Origin of the sequence: Amycolatopsis sp. NPDC021455 (assembly GCF_040640995.1) — a bacterium.
Lineage (GTDB): Bacteria > Actinomycetota > Actinomycetes > Mycobacteriales > Pseudonocardiaceae > Amycolatopsis.
Genome location: NZ_JBFACT010000013.1, coordinates 1 through 22,528 on the forward strand (window position 1 = coordinate 1; position 22,528 = coordinate 22,528).

General features: G+C 72.0%; 22 protein-coding genes. 11 read left to right on the top strand and 11 right to left on the bottom strand.

Annotation, left to right across the window (positions count from 1 at the left end; genetic code table 11):
- Positions 1 to 120: 120 nt before the first annotated feature.
- Positions 121 to 891, bottom strand: coding sequence for a TetR/AcrR family transcriptional regulator (locus AB0G28_RS17930; RefSeq protein ID WP_361089559.1), 771 nt, complete (start codon positions 889 to 891; stop codon positions 121 to 123).
- A 61-nt stretch (positions 892 to 952) separates the two neighbouring features.
- Between AB0G28_RS17930 and AB0G28_RS17935 the strand changes: the two genes are divergently transcribed.
- Positions 953 to 1,366 carry a DUF1992 domain-containing protein gene (locus AB0G28_RS17935; protein ID WP_361089561.1) on the top strand — a complete coding sequence of 138 codons (414 nt, stop codon included), beginning with the start codon at positions 953 to 955 and terminating at the stop codon, positions 1,364 to 1,366.
- On the opposite strand, the gene yidC is transcribed toward AB0G28_RS17935, so the two are convergent.
- Both yidC and AB0G28_RS17945 read right to left on the bottom strand, forming a co-directional pair.
- Entirely contained in the window at positions 1,349 to 1,993 is a 645-nt protein-coding gene (gene yidC / locus AB0G28_RS17940) for a membrane protein insertase YidC (RefSeq protein ID WP_361089564.1), read from the bottom strand. The genes AB0G28_RS17935 and yidC overlap by 18 nt on opposite strands.
- A 62-nt stretch (positions 1,994 to 2,055) precedes the next feature.
- Positions 2,056 to 2,352: a DUF6412 domain-containing protein gene (locus AB0G28_RS17945; RefSeq protein ID WP_361089566.1), complete on the bottom strand. Its 297-nt coding sequence runs from the start codon at positions 2,350 to 2,352 to the stop codon at positions 2,056 to 2,058.
- Positions 2,353 to 2,399: 47 nt separating this feature from the next.
- On the opposite strand from AB0G28_RS17945, the gene AB0G28_RS17950 reads away from it, so the two are divergent.
- From AB0G28_RS17950 to AB0G28_RS17970, 5 genes are all read left to right on the top strand, one after another.
- Positions 2,400 to 3,521 carry a metallophosphoesterase gene (locus AB0G28_RS17950; protein ID WP_361089568.1) on the top strand — a complete coding sequence of 374 codons (1,122 nt, stop codon included), beginning with the start codon at positions 2,400 to 2,402 and terminating at the stop codon, positions 3,519 to 3,521.
- An 85-nt stretch (positions 3,522 to 3,606) separates the two neighbouring features.
- Complete coding sequence (locus tag AB0G28_RS17955) at positions 3,607 to 4,257, top strand: DUF998 domain-containing protein (RefSeq protein ID WP_361089570.1); 651 nt, start codon at positions 3,607 to 3,609, stop codon at positions 4,255 to 4,257.
- Positions 4,258 to 4,270: 13 nt separating this feature from the next.
- Positions 4,271 to 5,062, top strand: coding sequence for an alpha/beta hydrolase (locus AB0G28_RS17960; protein ID WP_361089572.1), 792 nt, complete (start codon positions 4,271 to 4,273; stop codon positions 5,060 to 5,062).
- A 183-nt stretch (positions 5,063 to 5,245) separates the two neighbouring features.
- Positions 5,246 to 5,764, top strand: a complete 519-nt coding sequence (locus AB0G28_RS17965) for an O-acetyl-ADP-ribose deacetylase (protein ID WP_361089574.1) — start codon at positions 5,246 to 5,248, stop codon at positions 5,762 to 5,764.
- A 28-nt stretch (positions 5,765 to 5,792) separates the two neighbouring features.
- Complete coding sequence (locus AB0G28_RS17970) at positions 5,793 to 6,440, top strand: HAD family hydrolase (protein WP_361089576.1); 648 nt, start codon at positions 5,793 to 5,795, stop codon at positions 6,438 to 6,440.
- Here the strand turns inward: AB0G28_RS17970 and AB0G28_RS17975 are convergent.
- Positions 6,430 to 6,897: an NUDIX domain-containing protein gene (locus AB0G28_RS17975; protein WP_361089577.1), complete on the bottom strand. Its 468-nt coding sequence runs from the start codon at positions 6,895 to 6,897 to the stop codon at positions 6,430 to 6,432. The genes AB0G28_RS17970 and AB0G28_RS17975 overlap by 11 nt on opposite strands.
- A gap of 101 nt (positions 6,898 to 6,998) precedes the next feature.
- On the opposite strand from AB0G28_RS17975, the gene AB0G28_RS17980 reads away from it, so the two are divergent.
- Positions 6,999 to 7,439, top strand: coding sequence for a DoxX family protein (locus AB0G28_RS17980; RefSeq protein ID WP_361089579.1), 441 nt, complete (start codon positions 6,999 to 7,001; stop codon positions 7,437 to 7,439).
- A gap of 27 nt (positions 7,440 to 7,466) precedes the next feature.
- Here AB0G28_RS17980 and AB0G28_RS17985 read toward each other — a convergent pair whose 3' ends face one another.
- The 5 genes from AB0G28_RS17985 to AB0G28_RS18005 form a co-directional block, all read right to left on the bottom strand.
- Positions 7,467 to 8,069: an ATP/GTP-binding protein gene (locus AB0G28_RS17985; RefSeq protein WP_004561734.1), complete on the bottom strand. Its 603-nt coding sequence runs from the start codon at positions 8,067 to 8,069 to the stop codon at positions 7,467 to 7,469.
- A complete protein-coding gene (locus AB0G28_RS17990) occupies positions 8,050 to 8,421 on the bottom strand; it encodes a DUF742 domain-containing protein (protein WP_093948128.1) in 372 nt (123 codons plus the stop codon). The genes AB0G28_RS17985 and AB0G28_RS17990 overlap by 20 nt, the downstream gene beginning before the upstream one ends.
- Positions 8,418 to 8,834, bottom strand: coding sequence for a roadblock/LC7 domain-containing protein (locus tag AB0G28_RS17995; RefSeq protein WP_093948129.1), 417 nt, complete (start codon positions 8,832 to 8,834; stop codon positions 8,418 to 8,420). The genes AB0G28_RS17990 and AB0G28_RS17995 overlap by 4 nt, the downstream gene beginning before the upstream one ends.
- Positions 8,834 to 11,434, bottom strand: a complete 2,601-nt coding sequence (locus AB0G28_RS18000) for a nitrate- and nitrite sensing domain-containing protein (protein ID WP_361089581.1) — start codon at positions 11,432 to 11,434, stop codon at positions 8,834 to 8,836. The genes AB0G28_RS17995 and AB0G28_RS18000 overlap by 1 nt, the downstream gene beginning before the upstream one ends.
- Before the next feature lie 598 nt (positions 11,435 to 12,032).
- Positions 12,033 to 12,689, bottom strand: coding sequence for a transcriptional regulator (locus AB0G28_RS18005; RefSeq protein ID WP_361089583.1), 657 nt, complete (start codon positions 12,687 to 12,689; stop codon positions 12,033 to 12,035).
- Between the two features lie 196 nt (positions 12,690 to 12,885).
- On the opposite strand from AB0G28_RS18005, the gene AB0G28_RS18010 reads away from it, so the two are divergent.
- Positions 12,886 to 14,742 carry an AMP-dependent synthetase/ligase gene (locus tag AB0G28_RS18010; RefSeq protein WP_361089585.1) on the top strand — a complete coding sequence of 619 codons (1,857 nt, stop codon included), beginning with the start codon at positions 12,886 to 12,888 and terminating at the stop codon, positions 14,740 to 14,742.
- 34 nt (positions 14,743 to 14,776) lie between these two features.
- Here the strand turns inward: AB0G28_RS18010 and AB0G28_RS18015 are convergent, their stop codons facing one another.
- The gene (locus AB0G28_RS18015) at positions 14,777 to 15,676 is read right to left on the bottom strand and encodes an SDR family oxidoreductase (protein WP_361089587.1); all 900 of its coding nucleotides are present in this window, start codon (positions 15,674 to 15,676) and stop codon (positions 14,777 to 14,779) included.
- A gap of 354 nt (positions 15,677 to 16,030) precedes the next feature.
- Here AB0G28_RS18015 and AB0G28_RS18020 point away from each other — a divergent pair, with 354 nt between their 5' ends.
- Positions 16,031 to 17,275, top strand: a complete 1,245-nt coding sequence (locus AB0G28_RS18020) for an MFS transporter (RefSeq protein WP_361089850.1) — start codon at positions 16,031 to 16,033, stop codon at positions 17,273 to 17,275.
- Positions 17,276 to 17,844: 569 nt separating this feature from the next.
- Complete coding sequence (locus AB0G28_RS18025; protein ID WP_361089589.1) at positions 17,845 to 19,059, top strand: GGDEF domain-containing protein; 1,215 nt, start codon at positions 17,845 to 17,847, stop codon at positions 19,057 to 19,059.
- Between the two features lie 54 nt (positions 19,060 to 19,113).
- Here AB0G28_RS18025 and AB0G28_RS18030 read toward each other — a convergent pair whose 3' ends face one another.
- Entirely contained in the window at positions 19,114 to 19,995 is an 882-nt protein-coding gene (locus tag AB0G28_RS18030) for a hypothetical protein (RefSeq protein WP_361089591.1), read from the bottom strand.
- Between the two features lie 321 nt (positions 19,996 to 20,316).
- Here AB0G28_RS18030 and AB0G28_RS18035 point away from each other — a divergent pair, with 321 nt between their 5' ends.
- On the top strand, positions 20,317 to 22,485 hold the full coding sequence (locus AB0G28_RS18035) for a phospholipase (RefSeq protein ID WP_361089593.1): 2,169 nt from the start codon (positions 20,317 to 20,319) through the stop codon (positions 22,483 to 22,485).
- Positions 22,486 to 22,528 lie beyond the last annotated feature (43 nt).

A 22,528-nucleotide genomic window follows, 5' to 3' on the forward strand; every position in this document is an offset into this window, starting at 1 on the left:
GTGACGGGAGTTCAGCCGTGGCCTATACCTATCGGGTGCGTCCAACGCACCCAATGTGGCGTTCGGTGCGTTGGACGCACCGAACGCCACATTGGGGCGTTTGGAGCCGACCCCTCGGTGCTAGCGGACCAGGGCCTCGATGCCGTCGAGCATCCGGTCGAGGCCGAACGCGTACGCCGTGTCGCCCTGGGCCTTGGCGCTCTGGTCGAAGCCGCCGCCGAGCCAGATCCGGTTCATCGCCGGGTGCGCGTCGACGACGAAGTAGTTCTCCCAGAACGAAGACCGCTGGTGCCACCAGGCCTCGGTCGACTGGCCGGTGCTGCGTTCGAGCCGCGCGTCCTCCGCCCCGAGCGCCGCGTTCGCGTCGACGTACGTGCCGATCCCGTTGGCCGCCGCGACCGCCTGCCGCGGCGAAAGTCCCAGACTGTCCATGATGGACAGCAGGTACTCCTGGCCGGCCAGCTGACCGGGCCCCAGCGGCGGCCGGACCCGCGACACCTCGCACAGCCACGGGTGACCGCGGTAGGCCGCCCACGTCCGTTCCGCGTACAACGCCACCTGCTCGCGCCAGTCGCCGGGCCGCGGCTCGCCCGGGCCGGGCAGCCGCCGCTCGACGAGGACGTCGTCGACCATCAGGTCCACCAGCTCGGCCTTGCCGGGCACGTAGGTGTAAAGCGTCATCGTGCCGGCGCCGAGCTCCTTGGCGACGCGGTGCATCGACGCGGCCGCCAGCCCGTCGGCGTCCGCGACCGCGATCGCGGCGGCGACGATCCGCTCGATCGTCAGCGTCGGGCGTCGGCCCCTGGTCGGTTCGGGCGCGCCGCCACGGGCGCGCCAGAGCAGCGCGAGCGTCCGGTCGACGTCTTCGGCCCCAGTGCGTTCGACGGTCATGCGTTCCCCTCGCTTCTCGCTCGGAGATTACCCTGGAAGGGGACACAGGGGGTGTGAGGAGATGACCCGACGCAAACCACCCAAGGTCTCTTTCCGCTGGTGGGTGGACCGGCAGATCGACGAAGCCCGCGAACGCGGCGAGTTCGACGACCTGCCCGGCACCGGGAAGCCGCTGCCGAAGCCCACCGGCAACGACGCGGCCACCGACTGGGTGCTCCGCGAGGTCAGGAAGGGCGGGCACGACACGAAGGCGTTGCTGCCGCCGGCGCTCGCGCTCAAGCGCGAAGTCCAGGACCTGCCGGAGCGGCTCGCCGGGGAGCGGACCGAACGGCAGATCCGGGACGTCGTCGAGGACCTCAACGCCCGGATCCGCCAGGCCTACCTGAACCACCACACCGGGCCGCCGCTCACGGTGGCGCTGGTGGACGTCGAGGAGGCCGTGACGGACTGGCGGCGCTCACGAGCCGCGTCGTAGCAACGCCCGCTCCGCCGCGGTCCACGCGGTCGTGGTGAGCAGGTAGATCCCGGCGGCCTGGGGCACGACGAGCGTCGCGAGCACGGTGCCGTAGGGCAGCAGCCGCAGCAACTTCCCGCCCGGAACGTCGGCGGCGGCGGGCTGCCGGCGCACGGAGAACCACGCGACGACGGCGAGCCCGGCCGCGATCACGAACACGAGCGGGCTGCCGGCGAGGCCGTGCGCGCCCAGCGGCGTCCCGAACAGGGTCGCGCCGAGCAGCGAGTTGGGCTCGCCGCCGATCGTGGCCGTGGTGAACAGCCGGTACATGACCATGAAGAACGGCAGCTGCAGGAGCATCGGCAGGCAGCCGACGAACAGCGAGGTCCCGGACTCCTGCTGCAGCTTCGTCATCTCCGCGGCCAGCCGCTCGCGGTCGCGGCCGTGTTTCTCCTGCAGCGCGCGGATCTCCGGCAGCAGGGCGGTCCGGGCTCGTTCGCCGCGGGCGGCCGACCGGGCGAGCGGGTGCAGCAGCAGCCGCACGCCGAGGGTGAAGACGACGATGGCCAGCGCCGTCGAGAGCGGGCCGGTGAGGGCGTGGATCAGGTGGTACGCGCCTTCGACGGGCACGTCGAGAAAGCCGAACATGGGCAGCACTCCGCAAGGTGTGAAGGAATGGGGTGAGCGGAATGGCTGCGTCGAAGTGGTTCCTACGCAGCCGTGCTGCGCGAACCGGGTGCTCGTGGGCGGCTCCGGCCCGGTCTGCCCGGGTCGCGGAGCCGGATCGACTCGGCGCGCCGGGCCCGGCGGCGCAACGCCGTCGCGCGGCTGCGCACCGGCGCCGACCACAGCGCGAGCTCGGCGCGGTGCGTGCTGCCGACCAGCAGGACGACCAGGAGGCTCGCGGCGGCCAGGGAGGCGAAGGCGACCAGCGCCGTCGGGCTCGCCAAAGCGGGGAACGCCAGCTCCAGCAACGTGTGCACGGCGCCCCCCTTTCCTTCCAGCACCAGAGTAGCGAAAACGGTAACAGCCCGATGGGCTGTAACCTGGTTCGATGAGAGGCCAACTAGTCGTCGTGCCGATCCTGGCGCTGCTCCTGCTGTTCACCGTCCCGTGGTGGACGCTCGTGCTCGCGCCGGACTGGGGCACGGCGGCCACGATCGCGGGCACCGCGGTGTTCGCGCTGGGCCTGGTGACCATGCCGGTCGCCATGGTCCGCGGCCACGCGCGGCGCCAGCAGGACGCCGCCGCCCGCCTCGGCGACTCGCTGCTCGCGGTGATCTGGGTGCTGTTCAGCTGGTCCGTCCTGAGCCTGGTGCTGCGGGTCGCGCTGCTCGGCGTCGACGACCCGGCGCGGTCGCGGATCGTCGCCGGCGCGGTCGCGCTGATCGCCGCCGGGCTGCTCGTGCACGGGAACCGCGTCGCCATGCGGGTGCCGCCGGTGAAGGCGGTCGACGTCGTCATCCCGCGGCTCGGCCCGGGGCTCGACGGCCTGCGCGTGGCGGTGCTGACCGACACCCACTTCGGCCCGATCGACCGGACGAAGTGGTCGGAGGAGGTCGTCGCGGCGGTGAACGCCCTGGAGGCCGACGTCGTCTGCCACGCCGGCGACCTCGCCGACGGCGCGGTGGCCAAGCGCCGCAAGCAGGTCGACCCGCTCGGCGGCGTCCAGGCCGGGCTCGGGCGGTTCTACATCACCGGCAACCACGAGTACTTCGGCGAGGCGCAGGCCTGGCTCGACCACATGGCAGGGCTCGGCTGGGACACCCTGCACAACCGCTCGACGCTGCTCGAGCGCGGCGGCGACCGGATCCTCTTCGCCGGCATCGACGACCCGACCGGCACGGCGTCCGGCCTGCCCGGCCACGGCCCCGACCTGGCCGCGGCGCTGGCCGACCGGCCCGACGGCGTCCCGGTGGTGCTGCTGGCCCACCAGCCGAAGCAGGTCCGCGAGGCGCGCGAGGCGGGCGTCGACCTGCAGATCTCCGGCCACACGCACGGCGGGCAGATCTGGCCGTTCCACCTCCTGGTGCGGCTCGACCAGCCGACGCTGTCCGGCCTGACCCGGCACGGGGAGACCCAGCTGTACAACAGCCGGGGCACGGGGTTCTGGGGACCGCCGTTCCGGATCTTCGCGCCCAGCGAGATCACGCTCCTCACCCTGCGCCGGGCCTGACCCGAGCGCGGCCGCCTTCGGGTGGCTGCCACCGACAAAATTTTTTGTCTTGACAGTCTCGGTCGTCGGGTGTCAGGCTGTCCGCATGACCGCCACCGCCTTGCACCCCACCCGCGCCCTGCCCACGCCGACCACCCGCGCCCTGCTGGCCTGCGGGGCCCTCGCGGGGCCCGTCTTCGTCGGCACCGGGCTGGTCCAGGGCCTGACCCGGGCCGGCTTCGACCTGACGCGGCACCCGGCGAGCGTGCTCGCGAACGGCGACCTCGGCTGGGTCCAGATCACGAACTTCGTCCTCGCCGGCCTGCTGACCCTCGCCGCCGCGGCCGGGATGCGACGGGTCCTGCCCGGCCGGTGGGGACCGAGACTCCTGGCGGGCTACGGCGTGAGCCTGCTGTGCGCGGGTGCGTTCCGCGCCGACCCGCAGGACGGCTTCCCGCTCGGCACGCCGGCCGGTCCGCCGTCCTCGGTGAGCTGGCACGGCACGCTGCACTTCGTCTGCGGCGGCCTGGGCTTCGCCGCCTTGGTCGCAGCCTGCTTCGCGATCGGTTCGCACCTGACGCCGGCCCGGGCGTGGTACTCGCGGATCACCGGAGTGCTGTTTCTCGTAGGCTTCGCAGGCGTGGCGTCGGGGTCGGCGAGCCCGGCCGTCGTCCTCGGCTTCTGGGCGGCCGTGGTGATCGCCTGGACCTGGCTCGCGACCACCTCCACCCACCTGATGCGGCGCACCGTCGCCTGAAAGGAGAATCCCCATGAGCACGACGGTTTCCGCCGACGGCACGAAGATCGCCTACACCCGGGCGGGGTCCGGCCCGGCGATCGTCCTGGTCGACGGCGCGATGTGCTACCGCGGCTCGACCCCCAACGACGCGCTGGCGAAGGAGCTGGCCGCGAAGTTCACGGTGTACACGTACGACCGCCGCGGACGCGGGGAGAGCACGGACACCGGGCCGTACACGGTCGGCCGCGAGGTGGAGGACATCGCCGCGCTGATCAAGGAGGCGGGCGGCGAAGCGTTCCTGTTCGGCATCTCCTCCGGCGCCGCACTGGCCCTCGAAGCGGCGCGCAGCCTCCCGGTCCCGAAGCTGGCGGTGTACGAACCGCCGTTCGTGGTCGACGACACCCGCCCCCGCGTCCCGGCCGACTACCCGGCCCGCCTCGACGCGGCACTGCGGGAGGGCAAGCGCGGCAAGGCGGTCAAGATGTTCATGACCGAAGGCGTCGGCCTGGGCAACGCGACGGTGGCGACGATGCGGATCATGCCGTTCTGGGCGAAGCTCAAGCGAGTGGCCCACACACTCCCGTACGACACGGCCCTGGTGGCGGACCACCAGGCGGGCCGCCCGCTGCCGGCGGCCTGGCCGGAGGTGAAGATCCCCACGCTGGTCATCGACGGCGGCCGCAGCCCGGAGTGGATGCGCAACGGCGTGTCGGCGCTGGCGAAGGTCCTGCCCTCGGCGGAGTACCGGACGCTGCCGGACCAGACGCACATCGTGAAGGCGCCCGCGCTGGCACCGGTGCTGACGAAGTTCTTCCTGAGCTAGGCGGCGATCGTCCGGTCCACGGCACCGAGGTCACGGGGCCGTCCGCGCGCAGGCGCTCGTCCAAGGCTCGCGCGGCGGCTTCGGGCACCACGTGTTCGCTCATCGCTCCGGTCCGCCGCTCCGGTTCCACCCCGCGATGAAATCCAGCAGCACCGAGCCGGTATCTCCGGCAGGATCGGTCCCGTGCGCATCCGGATCCTCGACGCCGACATCACGACCCTCGAGGTCGACGTCGTCGTCAACGCCGCCAACTCCTCGCTGCTCGGCGGGGGCGGGGTCGACGGCGCCATCCACCGCAAGGGCGGTCCCGAGATCCTCGCCGAGTGCCGGAAGCTGCGAGCCGGGCACTACGGCAAGGGGCTGAAGACCGGGCAGGCCGTCGCGACCACCGCGGGGAAGCTGCCCGCGAAGTGGGTCGTGCACACCGTCGGCCCGGTTTGGTCGGCTTCCGAGGACCGCTCCGGGCTGCTGGCCGACTGTCACCGCAACGCCCTGCGCGTGGCGCGGGACCTGGGTGCCCGGACCGTCGCCTTCCCCGCCATCTCCACCGGCATCTACCGCTGGCCGCCGGAGTCGGCCGCCGAGATCGCGCTCACCACCGTCTCCGCAGCCGATCCCGGCCCCATCGAGGAAGTCGTCTTCGCCCTGCGCGGTGAAGCCGCCGTCGAAGCCTTTCGGGCTCGTCACAACTCGCTTGCCTGAACGATCACCGAACGGGCAGGGTGCAGGCGTGTCCACCCGCGCCCTGGTTTTCGACTTCGACGGCACGCTCGCCGACACCGAGTCCGCCGTCCTGCAGGCGTGGCAGGAGGTCTTCCGGGAACACGGCACCGAGCTGCCGATGGCAGCCTGGTACGCCGTCATCGGCACGCAGCACACCACGCCCGCCATGTTCGCCCTGCTCGCCGAGCACGCTCCGGGCATCGATCCCGAAGCCATGCGGCCCCGCACGCGCGCCCGGGTCTTCGAGCTCCTCGAAACCCTCGGCCCCCGCGAAGGCGTCCAGGCCTACCTCGAGACCGCGAAGGACCACGGCCTCAAGCTCGCCGTCGCCTCCAGCTCGTCCGGGGCCTGGGTGAACCCGCACCTCGCACGGCTCGGCCTCGACCGCTACTTCGACGCCGTCCTCACCGGGGACCTCCACAAGGCCAAGCCCGACCCGGACCTCTACCTCGCCGCCCTCGACGCGCTCGGGACAGCAGCGGAAGAGACCATCGCCTTCGAAGACACCCCGCACGGCGTCACCGCCGCCAAGGCCGCCGGGCTGACCTGCGTCGCCGTGCCGAACGCCATCACCTCGAGCCTCGACTTCGGGCAGGCGGACGTCGTGCTGCCGTCGTTCGCCGCCAAGCCCCTGGAAGCGCTGCTCAGCCGCTGACCAGCGGCAGCAGCCGGTCCAGGAACGGCAGCTGGCCCTTCACCAGCTTCTCCCGCGCGACCTCGAGCGAAAACCACGCCACCCGGTCGACCTCGGGGAACTCCTGCTGCCTGCCCGATCGCGGCGGCCACTCCATCGTGAACGTCCCGGGCACCACCTCGGCCGGGTCGAGGTCGGCCTCCACCGCCCACGCCGTGACGACCTTGCCGCCCGACTGCTTCACCACGCCCAGCTCGACGTATTCGCCGTCCGGCGCCGGCAGCCCCAGCTCCTCCTCGAACTCGCGCCGCGCCGCCTTCTCCGGCGACTCGTCCGGGTCCAGCTCGCCCTTGGGCAGCGACCACGCGGCCGCGTCCTTCTTCGCCCAGAACGGCCCGCCCATGTGCCCCAGCAGCACCTCGACGTCGTCGCCGCGGCCGCGGTAGAGCAGGAGCCCGGCACTGTGTTTACCCGCCATGGAGAAAGTCTCCCAAGATTTTTCCACGAGGGTGTCGAAACCCGCCGGGCCCGCTCGACGCGTTGGCAGAAGGCAGAAGGAACCCAGGGAAGGAACCCACCATGACCGCCACCATCGCCCGCGAGACCCGGACCACCGCGACCCCGGCCAAGACCCAGGTCACCGGCATCGTGACCGGCGCGAGCCGGATCGTGATCTCGTTCCTGTTCGGCTTCCACGGCCTGCAGGGATTCGGCTTCTTCGGCGGGATCGACGGCCAGGGCGGCGGCGTCCCGTTCGGCTCGTTCCCCGGCTGGTGGGGCAGCGTCTTCGAGCTCGCCGGCGCGCTGCTGCTGCTCGTCGGGCTCGCCAGCCGGCCCGCCGCGATCCTGCTGTCGGGCGTGATGGCCTACGCGTACTTCACCGTGCACGCCCCGATGGGCCTGCTGCCGCTGCAGAACATGGGCGAGCCCGCCGCGGTCTACTCGTGGGTCTTCCTGCTGTTCGCCGCGATCGGCCCGGGCCGGTTCGCGCTCGACAGCGTGATCAAGCGACGCCGCTGAAGCCGACGCCGAACGAGCGCGGTCCGATCAGTAGCCGCCCTGGGCGGCCGCGAGGTCGGACCGCGCCATCACGTGTTCCATCAGGCTGGTCAGCACCTGCTTGGTCGACTCCCGCTCACGGGCGTCGCACAGCAGCAGCGGGACGTCCATGCCGACGTCGAGCGCCTGCCGGACCTCCTCGGTGCCGTAGCGGTACGCGCCGTCGAAGCAGTTCACGCCGACGACGAACGGCAGGTTGCGGCGCTCGAAGAAGTCCACCGCGGCGAAGCAGCTGTCGAGCCGCCGGGTGTCGGCCAGCACGACGGCGCCGAGCGCGCCCTCCGCCAGCTCGTCCCACATGAACCAGAACCGGTCCTGCCCGGGCGTGCCGAACAGGTACAGGATCAGGTCCGGGTTGATCGTGATGCGGCCGAAGTCGAGGGCGACCGTCGTGGTCGTCTTCTGCTCGACGCCGGACAGGTCGTCGACACCCTCGGACGCGGTCGTGATGACCTCTTCGGTCCGCAGTGGCGGCACTTCGCTCACCGAACCGACCATCGTGGTCTTGCCGACCCCGAACCCGCCGGCGATGAGTACCTTGACCGCGGTCGCGGTCAGGTTCCGCCGGGGGTCAGAGTTTCCGGATGCCATCAAGAACCGCCTGCAATACGTGTCGGTTGGGGGTTTCCTGTGCCGGTGCCGCGGTACGGAACAGCACCAGGTTCTGCTCGATGAGGTCGCTCAGCATCACCTTCACCACGGGCAGCGGGAGATCCACCCGGGCGGCCACCTCGGCCACCGAGACGGGCCGCTGGCACAAGGCGATGATGCGCGCGTACTCCGGTTCGAGCATGCCCGCTTCGTGCGCCGTGCGCAGCGCCACGACGAGCGTGATCAGGTCGAGCCCGAGCGTGTCCGACCGGGTGCGGCCGCCCGTGACCGCGTACGACCGGACCAGCGGACCGGCTTCGTCGTCGAACCAGGCTTCGTGCCGTGGGCTCATGGCGCGGGCTGGACGCCGGCGCCGGTACGGGGCGCGGAGGTGAGTACCTGTCCGACTCGCTTCACCATCAGGTTCATCTCGTACGCGACCAGCCCCATGTCCGCGTCCTCACGGGCCAGCAGGGCGAGGCAGGCGCCCCGCCCGGCCGCCGTCACGAACAGGAACGCGTGGTCCATCTCGACCATCGTCTGGCGGACGTTGCCGCCGCCGAAGTGCCGTCCGGTGCCGCGGGCCAGGCTCTGGAACGCCGAAGCGACCGCGGAAAGGTGTTCTGCGTCTTCCTCGGAAAGGTTGCCGGACCTTCCGATGAGCAGGCCGTCCGAGGACAGCACCACCGCCCGGTCCGCCCCGGCGACCCGCTTGACGAGGTCGTCCAGCAGCCAGTCGAGCTCGTGGGCGCCTGAGTTGACCATTACTCGCGCTCTCCGTACCTGTCGTCGTTCTCGGAAAACTCTTCGTCACGGGCCCGCCGCGTGCCCTGCTGGAAGGCGGACAGCCTGCTGCGGGCGACCTCCGGCGAATCCAGCCTGACCTCTTCGCGCTCCGCGGCCGCCGCGGGCTTGTCTTCCCGCAGCTGGGGCACGAGGTTCTGCTGACGTCGCCGTTGCGGCAGCGGCGGGCGGCCGGGTGCCTCCGGGCGGCGCGGCTGCTGCGGACGGCCTTCGGGGGTCGTCGCGGCCCGCGGTTCCTGCGGTGGCCACGCCGGCTGCTGCGCGGCCGGACGCGCCGGGCGCGAAGTCCGGGCGGGCGGCGCGGGCGGCCGGACGGCGGCCACGGGCTGGGCCTGGGTCGGCTGGCTCACCGGCTCGGACACGGACCCTACCGTGACCGGCGTCGGCACGGACGGCGGCTGAGATTGCGGCAGTGATTGCGGCTGTGCTTGCGCCGGCGTCCGCTCCGGGGTCGGCGGCGGGACGGTCACCGGGGGGACCGCCATCGGCGGCACCGGCGTGGGCGGCTGGGTCACGGTCGCGGGAGCCGTCGGGGGTGCCGGCGGGGCGGCGGCCGGCTCGGTGCGGTGGCGGGCCGGGCGGCGCTGCGGCCGCTTGAGCGGCGCGACCTCGTCGTTGGCCGTGGTCTCCGGCTCGACCGGGTTCGGGACGAGCTCCGGCTTCGGCGGGGTGATCGGCTGCTCCGGCTCGGTCTCCGCCAGGGGGGCCAGCAGATCGGTGCGCACCAGCACGATGGCCCGGGTGCCGCCGTAGGCCGACTCCCGCAGGTGCACCTGGATGCCGTGGCGGGCGGCCAGCCGCGCGACCACGAACAGGCCCAGGCGCGGCTCGTCCGACAGCGCCATGATCCCGAAGTCCGGCGGGTCCGCCAGCATCGAGTTGATCTCTTCGGTCTGGTCCGGCTCGAGCCCGAGGCCCTGGTCCTCGACCTCGATGACGACACCCTTGCCGACCACGTTGCCGCGGATCTCGACCCGCGACTGCGGCGGCGAGAACGACGTCGCGTTGTCGATCAGCTCGGCGAGCAGGTGCACGAGGTCGCCGACGACCGGGCCGCGGACGGCGATCTGCGGCAGCACCGCCGTCTTGACCCGCGCGAAGTCCTCGGTCTCGGCGGACGCGCCGCGGACCAGCTCGGCCAGCCCGACCGGGTTGCGCCACTGCCGGCCCGGCTGGCCGCCGCCGAGAATGATCAGGTTCTCGGCGTTGCGGCGGGCGCGGGTGGAGAGGTGGTCGAGCTGGAACAGCGTGTCCAGCTGGTCCGGGTCCTCCTGCTTGCGCTCGGCCTGGTCGAGCACCTTGAGCTGGCGGTGCACGATGACCTGGCTGCGGTGGGCGATGTTGAGGAACACCGTCTTGGTGCCCTCCTTGGTCTTCGCCTCGTCGATGGCGGCCGCGATGGCGGTCTGCTGCGCCTTGTTGAAGGCGTCGGCGACCTGGCCGATCTCGTCGGTGCCGTGGTCGAGGAAGTGCCCGCCCTCTTCGAGGTCGACGGGCTCGCCCGCCTGGACCCGGGCGACCAGCTCGGGCAGCCGCACCTCGGCCGCGTCGAGGGTGTCCTCGCGCAGCCGGTGCAGGCGGCCGATGAGCCGGTTCGACAGCCGGACGGCGACGAACACCACGAAGACCGCGAACAGGACCGCGACCACACCGGCGATCAGCGACTCGGTGAACGTCGAGTCCGCGTCGTCGATCGCGGCCTGGCTGGCGTTCGAGCTCTGCAGGACGAAGATGCCCATGAGCGCGTCGCCGACCTGGCGGGCGGCGGTGCGCCACTGGTCCTGCGGCACCGGCAGTTTCGCCAGGTCGCCGCGCAGGAACGCGGTCTCGACCTGGGTCACCGTCTGCCAGGGCTGGCTGGCCAGCAGCTGGTCGTACTTCGCCTTGACCTCGGGGATCATCTTCGGCGCCGACGCGTCGAGCTGCGCGTGGTAGGCACCGACCTGGCCGACGTAGGAGCGGAAGTCGTCGTTCGTGAGGCCGCCGGCGGCCAGCCCGGCGGCGGCGAGCGCGTCACTGCGCTGCATCGCGTCGGCCGCGGTGAACAGCGGGATGGCGGTCAGCCGGTCGAACGCGTTCTGGGCGCCGCGGGCGTTCTGCGCGAGCCCGGCCACACCGTCGGTGAACTGGTCGAACAGCTTGTTGTAGTACGCGAAGGCCTGGCTGATCTGCATCTGGCCGCTGTCGACGGCCTGCCGCGTCTGCGGCAGCTGCTGGAACAGCCCGAAGAACGTGGCGATGTTCTTCTGGACGCTCGCCGGGGTGTTGTCGTAGTCGGCGAAGTTGTCCTTGAGGTTCTCGATCTCCTTCGCGGCGGTCGCGTCCGTCTTCGGGCGGACGGCGGCGAGCACGGCGCGCTGGTTGCTCTGGCCGGCCAGGAGGCTCAGCGTCGCCTGGCGCTCCTGCTGCAGCGCGACGAAGAAGGGGATCGCCGGGGCTTCCGAATTCCGGATGCGGTTGGTGTAATCGCGAGCGGTGACCGCGTCGTAGATGAGGTAGCCCGCGAGGGCCACGCCGACCAGCAGCAGGGCCACACTGGGGATGAGCGCGATCGTGAGCACGCGCTTCCGAATCGAGGATCCCCGGTTGCGTCGAAGAGAAATCTGCTTCACCTGGGTCCGTTTTCCTTCCGGCAGTACATGGTTTCGGGTCGCCCGAGGTGGTCTGCACCCGGATTCCGACCAGCCGGATCAACATCACCGTGGTCTGCTTCGCCCGCGACGACGTTAGGCAGCCCTCCAGGGCGCGTCAAGTCCGTGGCGATAACGTGATCTTGGAACGGTGACCCATCCACACTTGCTGCCTGCGCTTCGAAAGTCCACCACCGCAAGTCGTGACGTTCGTCGCAGGGCGACTTTCGTTCCGCGCACGTATATGAGTACTGGAAGCGCTCCCGGTCCCGCCGCGCGTCCCGGCGGGGCGCACTACGTACGACAGCGCCGAATCGTTCGGTGACGAACATCACGACTTCGCGGCCGCGGCCTCGCATGGCCACTTCGTCCGGAGTCGACGGCGCCCCCGAAGCGAAAATAGGCAACCGGTGCGCTCATCGCCACGGATTCACCGGAAATCTCGGCGGAATTCCCGGTATTCCGCAAGCGCACCCGTCCGAACACCGGCCGTGAGCTCCGGTACCGGTTCCGGGGCGGCGGCGAGCCGTCAGCCCGGAAACTCGTCGGCGAGGGTGTTCCAGAAGAGCAGCTCGTAGCTCTGGAAGAGCCGGGCGCAGCGGTGCGCCTCGCGCTCGTCCAACCGGTGCGCGTCGAGGCCCGCCTGGATCGCGGCCAGTGCTTGTTCTTCGATCTCCGGGACGTCCGCGGCGAAGAAGTCGAAGAACGCGCACTGCTCGCCGGTGAAGCCGTAGTGCTCCCGCATACCCGCGGCGACGTCCTTGCAATACCGGCCGAAGGCCGCGAAGTTGGCGAAGATCCCGGCCGCGGTCGCCGACGACTCGCCGTTCAGCGCGAGCCATGCGACGTACGCCGGGTAGACCTGGCAGCCCGCGCGCGGCCGCTCCTTGCCGTGGTCCGGACCAGTCGCCGCGAGCAACGCGTCCAGCATCCCGTTCGCCTGCTGCTCCCCCGGGGCGAGACCGCCGAAGAAGAGGCGCGCGTGCGGCTCGTCGGCCCGGGCGGCCAGCGCGTGGAAGCTCCGCCAGTCGCTGAGCGTGATCAGCTTCTCCTCCGCGGCCAGCGCGGCGAACACCGCGCGCGGCGCGCGGCCGGCGGTGATCAGCGGCACGAGCCGGTTGTCGCCGTCGCGCGGCGCGAGTTCGGCCTGGATCTCTTCGAGCAGCTTGCGTGCCGACCGCGTCATCGGTTCCCCCTGGAGTCCGTGATGCCTCCATTGAAGCGCGGTTCCGGCGCGGACGCCCGTGTACACAGTGGACAGTCGTGGGGACCTGACCGCTATGTCCGTTTCGAGGGTGCCGCTTGACGTGGCCGCGATTCTCTATCCACCCGCGCCGGGAGCCCTTACAGTGTGGCCATCCGGAGCTCCGAGGAGGCCAGCGTTGTCCACCCCGTCCGTCGCCGAGCAGACCGAAGGCCAGACGATCCCGCGGTTGCTGCACCGCAACGCCGTCGAATACCCGGACCTGCCGGCGATCACCTCGCTCGACCTCCCCGGTGAGCCGACGCTGACCTGGCTGGAGTTCCGCACCGCGATCGCCGAAGTGTCCCGCGGGCTGGCCGGGTTCGGGCTCGCCAAGGGCGACCGCATGCTGATCATGGCGCCCGGCTGCCCCGACCACATCGTCGCCGACCTCGCCGCGACGCACCTGGCCGCGATCCCCTGCACCGCCTACGCCACGCTCAGCCCGGACCAGATCCGGTTCGTCGCGCGGCACAGCGCGGCGCCGGTCGTGGTGCTCGGCGGCGAGAACGAGCTGGCGCGCTGGCGGCCGGTGCTCGAAGACCTCCCGGCCCTGCGCCACGTCGTCGTCATGGACGAGACCGCGCTCCCCGCCGACGACGACCGCTTCGTCTCCCTCGACACCCTTCGGGCCTGGGGCCGGGATGCGCTCGCGGCCGACCCCGAGGCGTTCGAACGGTCCTGGCAGGACATCAAGCCGGACGACCCGCTGTCGATGATCTACACCTCCGGCACGACCGGCGACCCGAAGGGCGTCGTGCTGTCGCACCGCAACGCGATCCACCAGGCGTACGCGGTCACCGAGCTGCACCACGCGCCGATGCACGCGACGAACATCGCGTACCTGCCGCTCGCGCACATCGCCGAGCGGGAGCTGTCGGTCTACCTCCCGATCGTGTGGGCGGGCCACGTGCACACCCTCGCCGACCCGACGGCGGTCGCCGGCGCGCTCGGCAAGGTGCACCCGCAGAGCTTCTTCGGCGTCCCCCGAGTCTGGGAAAAGATGGTCGCCGGGTTGAAGAACATGCTCGGCAGCGTGCCCGAAGACCGGCGCAATGCGCTGCTGCAGGCGAACGAGCTGCTGCAGCAGGGCTACAAGCTGCGCAGTGCCGGGCAGCCGGTGCCGCCGGAGCTGGCCGAGAAGATCCGGCAGACCGACGAGGCGGCGCTGGCCCCGGTGCGCGCGCTGCTCGGGCTCGACAAGATCCTGGTCGCCTCCAGCGGCGCGGCCGCCCTGCCGGTCGAGATCATCTACTTCCTGGCCGGCCTCGGCGTCGAGATCTGCGAGGTCTGGGGCCTGTCCGAGACGACCGGCGCGGCGACGTCCAACTCCGCCGAGTCCTTCCGCGCGGGGACGGTCGGCAAGGCGATCGAAGGCGTCGAGGTGAAGGTCGCCGACGACGGCGAGCTGCTGGTCCGCGGCCCGATCGTGTTCCTCGGCTACCTGCAGGAGGACGGCACGATCGCCGACGCCACCGACGCCGACGGCTGGTACGCCACCGGCGACATCGGCACGATCGACGAAGACGGCTTCGTGACGATCACCGACCGCAAGAAGGAACTGATCATCACCTCGAGCGGCAAGAACATCGCGCCGACGCGGATCGAGGGCCTGCTGAAGGAGCACCCGCTGATCGGCCAGGCGGTCGCGATCGGCGACGACCGGCCGTACGTGACGGCGCTGATCGTCCTCGACGACGAGATCGCGCCCGGCTGGGCGGCGGCGAACGGCGTCGAAGCGTCGCCCGAGGAGCTCGCCGACCACCCGGCGGTGCGCGCCGAGCTGGAACGCGCGGTCGAGTCGGCCAACAGCAGGCTCGCGCGGATCGAGCAGATCAAGCGCTACCACGTGCTGCCGAAGTCGTGGACGCCCGAGTCCGGCGAGCTGACCCCGACGCTCAAGCTCAAGCGCCGGGTCATCAACGACCGCTACTCGGCCGACATCGAAGCCCTCTACGCGGCGGTCCGCGACCCCGAGCCGGCCGCGGGCTCCTGACGCAACCCCCGAGCTTTCACGTGAAAGCTCCGCCTTAGGCGGTGCGGGGCGAGGTCGACTCCGTCCACTTGCGCAGCCGCGGCGGGACGCGCTTCTCCAGGCCGTAGTTCTCCAAGTGGGCGGAGAACACCTCGTCGAACGCCTTCTGCACGGTCTCGGTGTCCCACACCGGGCGCTCGAGGATCGGCTGCTTGAGGAACGGCTGGCCCATGACGTGCAGCTGCGGGCCGTTGCACCGGATCATCTGGCCGGTGATGCCGTCCGAGCCGTCGCCGAGCAGGAACAGCACGACCGGCGCGATCCGCGACGGCGTGCGGTCCGGCGGGCAGGCGCGCAGGGACCGCTCGGACTTCCACACCATCCGGGTGTGGGCGAGCGGGCAGACGGCGTTGACGCGGATGCCGACGTCCTCGAGGTCGAGCGCCCACGAGTAGGTCAGGGACGCGACCGCGCCCTTGCTGGCCGCGTATACGCCGAGCTTGCGCTGCCCGAGCGAGGCGCCCGAGGAGATGTTGACGATCGAGCCGCCGGTGCCCGCGTCGACCATGGCCTTGATCGCGGCGAGCCCGGTGTTCACCACGCCGAGGACGTTGACCCCGATGAGCTCGCGGGCCTGCTCGGCGTCGTCCTCCCAGGGCAGTGCCTCGTAGTTCAGCCCGGCGTTGTTGACCAGCCCGTCGATCCCGCCGAACTCCTTGACGCACAGGTCGACGATCTCCTGCGCCTCGCCCGCCTCCGCCACGCTGTGCCCGCTGGCGACCGCGCGGCCGCCGTGCGCCCGGATGTTCTCCGCCGTCCGCTCGGCCAGCTCCGCGTCGACGTCGTTGACGACCACCGCCCCGCCCGCGCGCGCGACGTGCACCGCGAACGCCTCGCCCAGTCCCCGGCCGGCACCGGTCACCACGACCGCCTTGCCCTGCATCAACCCGTCCATCGTCTTCTCCCCGATCTGCGGCGCCGGCGGCGCAGCGGTCCGCCCACCCCGGCCGGCTCACCGTCCAGTCTTGGCCCATTCGGTCCAACGCGGCATCGGCACGACGACGAGCGGCCGCCGCCCTGCGCCGAGCGAGTCCGGTTCGATCAGTCCGCAGGTACCCGCGAGCCGGTCACGGCCACCACGCACCCCTCGTCGGGGGGTGCGTGCCCCGATCGGCTCCCCGAGGGAGTGAGTGACGCGCGTTCCGGGGACATCGGGGCGTAGTCGGCGGCATACTGCTAGTGCTTCCGGGAGGTCGGCGGTGACTCCCCCGGATGGGGTCGTCACTGGCGAGGCACAATGCGACGATCCATATTCACTCGATCGGGGGACGGTGGTGACGAGGTGACGACGCGTGCGACACCACGGCTCCGAGCCGTCCTGGCCAACCGCGAATTCCGCGCGCTGTGGTTCGCCGAGACGCAGTCGATGCTCGGCGACCAGCTGACCATCGTCGCGCTGGCCATCCTGATCTTCGACCGGACCGGGTCGCCGCTGCTCGCGGCCGTCGTCTACTCCCTGACGTTCCTGCCGGCGCTCGCCGGCGGGCTCGGGCTGTCGCAGCTCGCCGACCGGTTCCCGCGGCGGACGGTCCTGGTCACCGGTTCGTTCGCGCAGGCCGTGCTGATCGGGCTGATGGCCGTGCCCGGGATGCCGATGGGCTGGCTGTTCGCGCTGTTCGTGCTCGCCCGGCTGGCCAACGCGCCGTGCAACGCGGCGCAGAACGCGCTCGGCCGCGAGATCTTCGCCGACGACGACGTCTACCTGCAGAGCCAGGACCTGCGCGGGATCACGAACAACACCGCGATGCTGGCCGGTCTCGCCGCGGGCGGCCTGCTGGTGACCACCATCGGCACGTCGTGGGCGCTGGCGATCGACGCGCTGACGTTCCTGGTGTCCGCCGCCGCCGTGCGGCTGATGGTGCTGCGGCGCCCGGCGGCCGGGAACGGCGGCGCCCCGTGGTTCGGCGCCGTCCGGCAGGTTTTCGGCGACGAACGGCTGCGGGTGCTGCTCTACCTGTCCTGGCTCGTCGGCCTGGCGGTGATCCCGGAGGGGCTCGCCGCGCCGCTCGCCGCCCAGCTGGGCGCGGGCGACCAGGCGGTGGGCTGGCTGCTGGCCGCCGACCCGCTGGGGTTCGTGCTCGGCACGTTCCTGCTGTCGCGGTACGTCTCGACGGAGCACCGCCGCAAGCTGCTGGGGGTCCTGGCCGCGCTGCCGCTGGCCGCGCTGGCGGCCTTCGCGCTGCGGCCGAACCTGTGGCTCGCGCTGGTCCTGCTCGCGCTGGCCGGTGCGACCGGCGCGTACGTCATCACGGTGTCGGCCACGTTCCTCACGTGGGTGCCGAACGACATCCGGGGCAGCGCCGGCGGGCTGTACCGGACCGGGCTGCGGGTCGCCCAGGGTGTGGGCGTGGGCATCGGGGGGCTGGTGGCCCAGGGAATCGGGTCCGCGGGCACGACGGTCGCGCTCGCCGGTGCCGTGGGTCTGCTGCTGGCCGTCCCGGTCGGGTTCGCCTGGCGCCGGGTCGGCGGGGAACCGGGATCACGGCTGTCATGAGCCGCGGTTCAGAGGTCACGGTTGGCCATCGGAAGCCACCTCTCCGCTCGGTCAAGATCATGAATGGTATTCGGGCGGTCACAGGTCGCGGTTGCGCACGGTTGCCACCTCTCGGGGGTAATGGGGAGGACGTCGTGGACGGCAAGCTATACGGCAATTCGCCGGCGCATCAGAGATCGCGGTTGCTCAACGGTGCCACCTCCGTGTGGGGAGCCTGAAGATGTTTCCGGTCCGCGTTCCCGGCAGTTCCACCGAGGACCCGACAGTTCCGTTGCAGTGGGATGGTACCCGCCCACGGAATGCGTGAACACTCCGGCAGGTACCGATGAGATTACTCAGCACCCCACGTACGCTGGAAAGGAGGTGACCAATTGCATCCCGGACCAGACGACGCCGCTCCCGGCGGCGGCGCGCCGGCGGACCGAGGCGGGCCGCGGCCGCCGGTGCCGCACGAAGGACCAGCCCAGGTGACCACGCCCAGTGGTCCACCCGGGACGGTGTGGCGTGACCACCCCTACTCGCCGCGGAACTGGGCGCTCTGGCGCCGCCGCCCCCGGGTCGTATTGTTCATGCTCGGCAGCGAAGCGCTCGCCGTCGCCGTGCTCGCCATTTCCCTGGCCCATTCCCAGGCGCTCGTCCCGCGCGACTGGGTCAACTTCGGAATCCTCGCCGTCGGCGCGACCGTCCACATTCAGCTGACCCAGCGCCAGGAAGAACGGCGGCGAAACCGCAAAAAGACGGTCCTGATCGACCTCACCGCGGTGTGGACTTTTTCCGCCGCGATGATCCTGCCCGTACCGCTGATCCTCTTCGTCATCTTCGTCGTCCGGCTCCAGCATTGGTTCATCGCCCGGCGTCCGGCGCACAACTTCATTTTCTCGTCGATCACGCACGGTCTCGCCGGTGTCCTCGCCCACCTCACCTACACCTCGCTCGGGCCGCATTTCTCCGGCTCCGGCTGGAGCGACTTCCTCTACGAGTTCGGCACCATCGCCCTGACCGGCGCGATCTACGAGGCGATCCAGATCGTTTACGTCGGCGGGGCACTGGCGCTCGGCATGTCCTCCGAGCCGACCGTCCGTAACGTCCTGGGCAGCCCGGCCGACAACATGCTGGAAGCGATCACCATCGGCCTCGGCGCGGTGACCGCGATTCTGCTCGCCACCGTGCCGCCGATGGTGGCGGTGATGGCCGTGGTCACCGTGGTCTTCAATCGCCTCGCGGAACTCGACCAGCTCCAGAACGACGTCCGGACGGATCCGAAAACGGGCATTCTCAACATGCGCGGCTGGTCGGAGTCGGCGGAGCGGGCACTGGAACGGACCGCTCGATCGGGTGATCAGCTGGCGCTGCTGATGGTCGATCTCGACCACTTCAAGTGGATTAACGACACCTTTGGGCATCCGGCGGGCGACGACGTGCTGCGCACGGTTGCGCAAACCCTCGACGAAGTGACCAGACCGAGCGACTTGGTCGGCCGTTTCGGCGGCGAGGAATTCCTCATTCTGCTGCCGGACATCGACGAAGAGGCGACCTGGGAAGCCGCCGAGCGGATACGCACCGCGATTGCCAAGCTCCACATCGTGACCACGGACAAACGCGGTGACCCGGCGACGATCGCCGACCGCACGACGTCGATCGGCGTGGCCCGCCACCCCCGGCACGGCGACACCCTCGAGCGCCTGCTCCACTCCGCCGACGCCGCCGTCTACCTGGCGAAGGAGAACGGCCGCGACCAGGTCTGCTTCGCCCCGGACGGGCTCACGCCCCCAGCCGCACCGTGAGCCGGAGCGTCACGGCGGCCGGCACCGCGCCGAGGCCCGGCACCCGGAAGCGACTCACAACCGCACCGTGAGCTCCGACTTCACCAGCACATCGACGCACGACCCGACCGGCACCGCAGCCAGCCGCAGCCGCTCACCGCGATAACCCGCGGACTCCAGCCGCAGCAGCCGCGCACCCGGCGCCGGCCGCGGGTGGCACCAGTGCCGCGTGGTCGGCGTCCCGGCCGGGTCCTTGGCCACGACGAGGTACTCGTGCCCGAGGTCGTCGGTCACCCGGCCGAGGCCCTTCCACCACAGCGCCCGCAGGGTGAGCCCGTCCTCCTCGCGCACCAGCTCCACCGGCGCGGCCGACTCCACGTCGACGCGGAACCCGTGGTCGCCGATGCGCAGCGAGCGGACGTCGAGGAAAGCGCTTCCGGTCCGCACGAGGTCGCCGCCCGGCACGCGGCCGCCCCGCTCCGGCGGTGGCAGCAAGGCGGCCACCGCGAGCTCCGCGGCGAGCCGCCCGTCGTCGTCCGACGGGACCTCCGGGACACCCCGCAGCTCGCCGGCGAGGATCCGGTGCCCGCCGGCCTCCGCCCAGCCCAGCGCCGCCGCCCGCAGTCCCGGCTCGGCGCGCAGCCGGTCGAGCAACGGCCCGGCGCGGCAGCGCCTGCTGTAGCGGGCGGCCCGGACCAGCCGGGCGGTCCCCGGGCCGGCGTCGAAGAAGCCGGTCACCGCCCGGTCGAGGATCCGCAGCTGGCCGGCCAGCACCGCGCGGGCGACCGGCCCGGGATGGGTGCGCGCCAGCTCCGACGGCGCGTGGTCGTCCAAGGCACGGGCGAGCACGCGCAGTTCGGGGGTCCGCGGTTCGCGCAGGGAGGCGCCGGGGGCCAGCCGGCGCAACGCGCGCACGGTGTCCTCCACGGGCACGCGGTCGAACTCGGTCGAGGCCACAGCACGCCCTCCTGGTCGCCGTGCCCCCCGTCCCGAATCTCGGGGCTCCGGCGAAGTCCGGCACCGCGGACGGATCCGCGACGTCCTGAACGACTCGTTCCTGTCGCCGGACGTCTTGAACGAGTCGTTCAGGACATCGGACCATCGCGCTTACCGCGGCGACGACCGGCTTCGCCGTACCCCGTCCCGAGTCTCGGGGGCGCGGCCCGGCGGCGGAAGGGAAGAACGGGCAGCCGAGCGGGCAGCATAGAAGAAAGCCACCACGGATCTCGGGGGTTGTCCCCATCCCCGCGTGACGGCCGGGCTGGCACCCTGGAAGGCATGCCGGGCCCGACCGAACCACCCCGCCTCCGCCGACCGTGGTCGACGTCCGGCTGGCTGCTGCTCGTCCTGCTGGTGGTGTTCGCGTTCGGGCTGATCGCCTCGCGCCCGCCGTCGCCGCCGGACCAGGGCCCGCCCACCGGGGACGTGCTGGCCGCGCGGAACGCCATCGAGGCGCTGGTCCACCCGGGCCCGCACCCCGACGCGCTCGCGTTGCTGCCGAAGGACTTCACCGCGCTCAGCGGCGTCACCCCGGGCTCGCTGCCCGCCCGCGACGGCACGGTCCGCGCCGTGCACGTCGACGGCGGCTGCTCGACGCCGTGGGGCGACGACAACACGAAGTGGGACTACGCCGTGCCGTGCAAGGCCCACGACCTCGGCTACGACCTGCTGCGGTACGCCGACCGCAAGGGCCACCCGCTCGGCCCGGAGGTCCGGGAGGCCCTCGACGACCGGCTCTCGTACGACATGCACCACGCCTGCGACCTCAACCCGATGAACTCGGCGCTCACCTGCCGGGTCGTCGCCTCCCTCTACTCCGCCGGGCTGGTGGTCAACTCCTGGCACCAGCGCTGGGGCCCGCCGGTCGGCGACCCGATCGGCCCGATGGTGGCCGGGGTGCTGGTGATCGGCTGCCTGCTGGTGTTCCGGCTGCGCGGCTGGCTGCGGGCCCGCCGCCAGCCGCGGGTGCCGGTGCCCGGCACCCCTCCCGCGGAGGTCGGCCGGTGGGCGCTGCTCGGGGCCGGCGGGGTCGTCCTCCTGCTGCTCGGGGAGTCCGTGACGGCGCTCGCGGACTGGGCGGGCGCGCCCGAATCGGCGTTGTGGCCGCTGACCTGGCTCGCCCAGCTCGCCCCGGTGATCTTCTTCGCCGGCGGCCACCTCAACGCGGCCGGCTGGCGCTCCGAGCAGGCGGCGGGCGGCGGCTACCGCCACTACCTGGCCGAACGCGCCAGCCCGCTGCTGCGGCCGGCGCTGATCTTCGCCGTCGTGGCCCTGCTGACTCCGCTCGCGCTCGAACTGCTCGGCATCCCGGCGGGCACCACGGCGACCGTCATGCGGATCGCGCTGCACCCGCTCTGGCTGCTCGGGGTCTACCTGCTGACGATCGCCTGCGCGCCGCCGCTGCTGGCCCTGCACCGCCGGGCGCCGGTGAGCGCGGTCGCCGGGCTCCTCGTCCTGTTCACCGCCGGGGAACTGGCCGCGAACTGGTCCGGCTCGCCGTTGCCGCGCTACGCGGCGACGTTCGCGCTCGCGCTCCTCGCCCAGCAACTCGCCTTCGCGCACGCCGACGGCGTACGCCCGTCTCGGCGGCTGCTCGCCGTCGCCACCGCGGCCGGTGCCGCGGGGCTCGCCGGGGTGAGCGTCCTGCGGGGCGGGCCACCCGTCCTGCTCGGCAGCCCGGGCGCCCCGGCGGCGTTGTCGGCCCCGCCGTGGGGCGTGCTGCTGCTCGGCCTGGTCCAGCTCGGCGTGCTCGGGCTCCTGGCCGGCCCGCTGACGCGGCTGGGCGCGCGGCCCGCCGTCACCGGCGCCTCCCGGTTCGTGCTGCGCGCGCCGATGAGCCTCTACCTGGCGTTCCTCGCCGCGATGCTGCTGCTGGTCGCCGTCGTGTACCTGCCCGGCCGGATCGCCGACGGGCTCGGCTGGCTGCTCCGGCCGCGGACGCTGGTCGCCGTCGGGCTGCTCGCGGTGCCCGCGACGTGCGTGTTCTGGTGGTTCGAACGGCACACCCACGGGCCACGGCAGCCGCGCGCCGCCGAGCACGTCCGGCGGCCGGGCGAGCACCGCCGGACGGCGGTGCTCACCCGGGCCGCGGCCGGGCTCGGCATCGGCTACGCCACGCTCGGCGTGTTCGGCTTCGCGCTGACCCGCTTCGGCGGGGTGGCCGCCGACGCCGACCTGCTGGGCCTGCGGCTCGACCCGATCCAGAGCCTGGTGCACCTGCTGCTCGGGGTTTTCCTGCTGCACACGATCCGGATCGGGGCCGGCGCGGCGACCGGCACCTGGCTGGCCACGGCGCTGGCCTGCGCGCCCTCGCTGCTGTTCGCCGCCGACGGGAGCACGCCCGGCTTCCTCGGCGTCACGCTGCACGCCGTCACGGCCGGGTTCGCCCTGCTCGCCGCCGCCGGCACGCTCCTGCCCGTCCGGCGGCCGGCCAATGCGCCCTCCTGACCAGGCGAAACCGTCTCACGTGCGGGAAACTGGGTGGTGCATG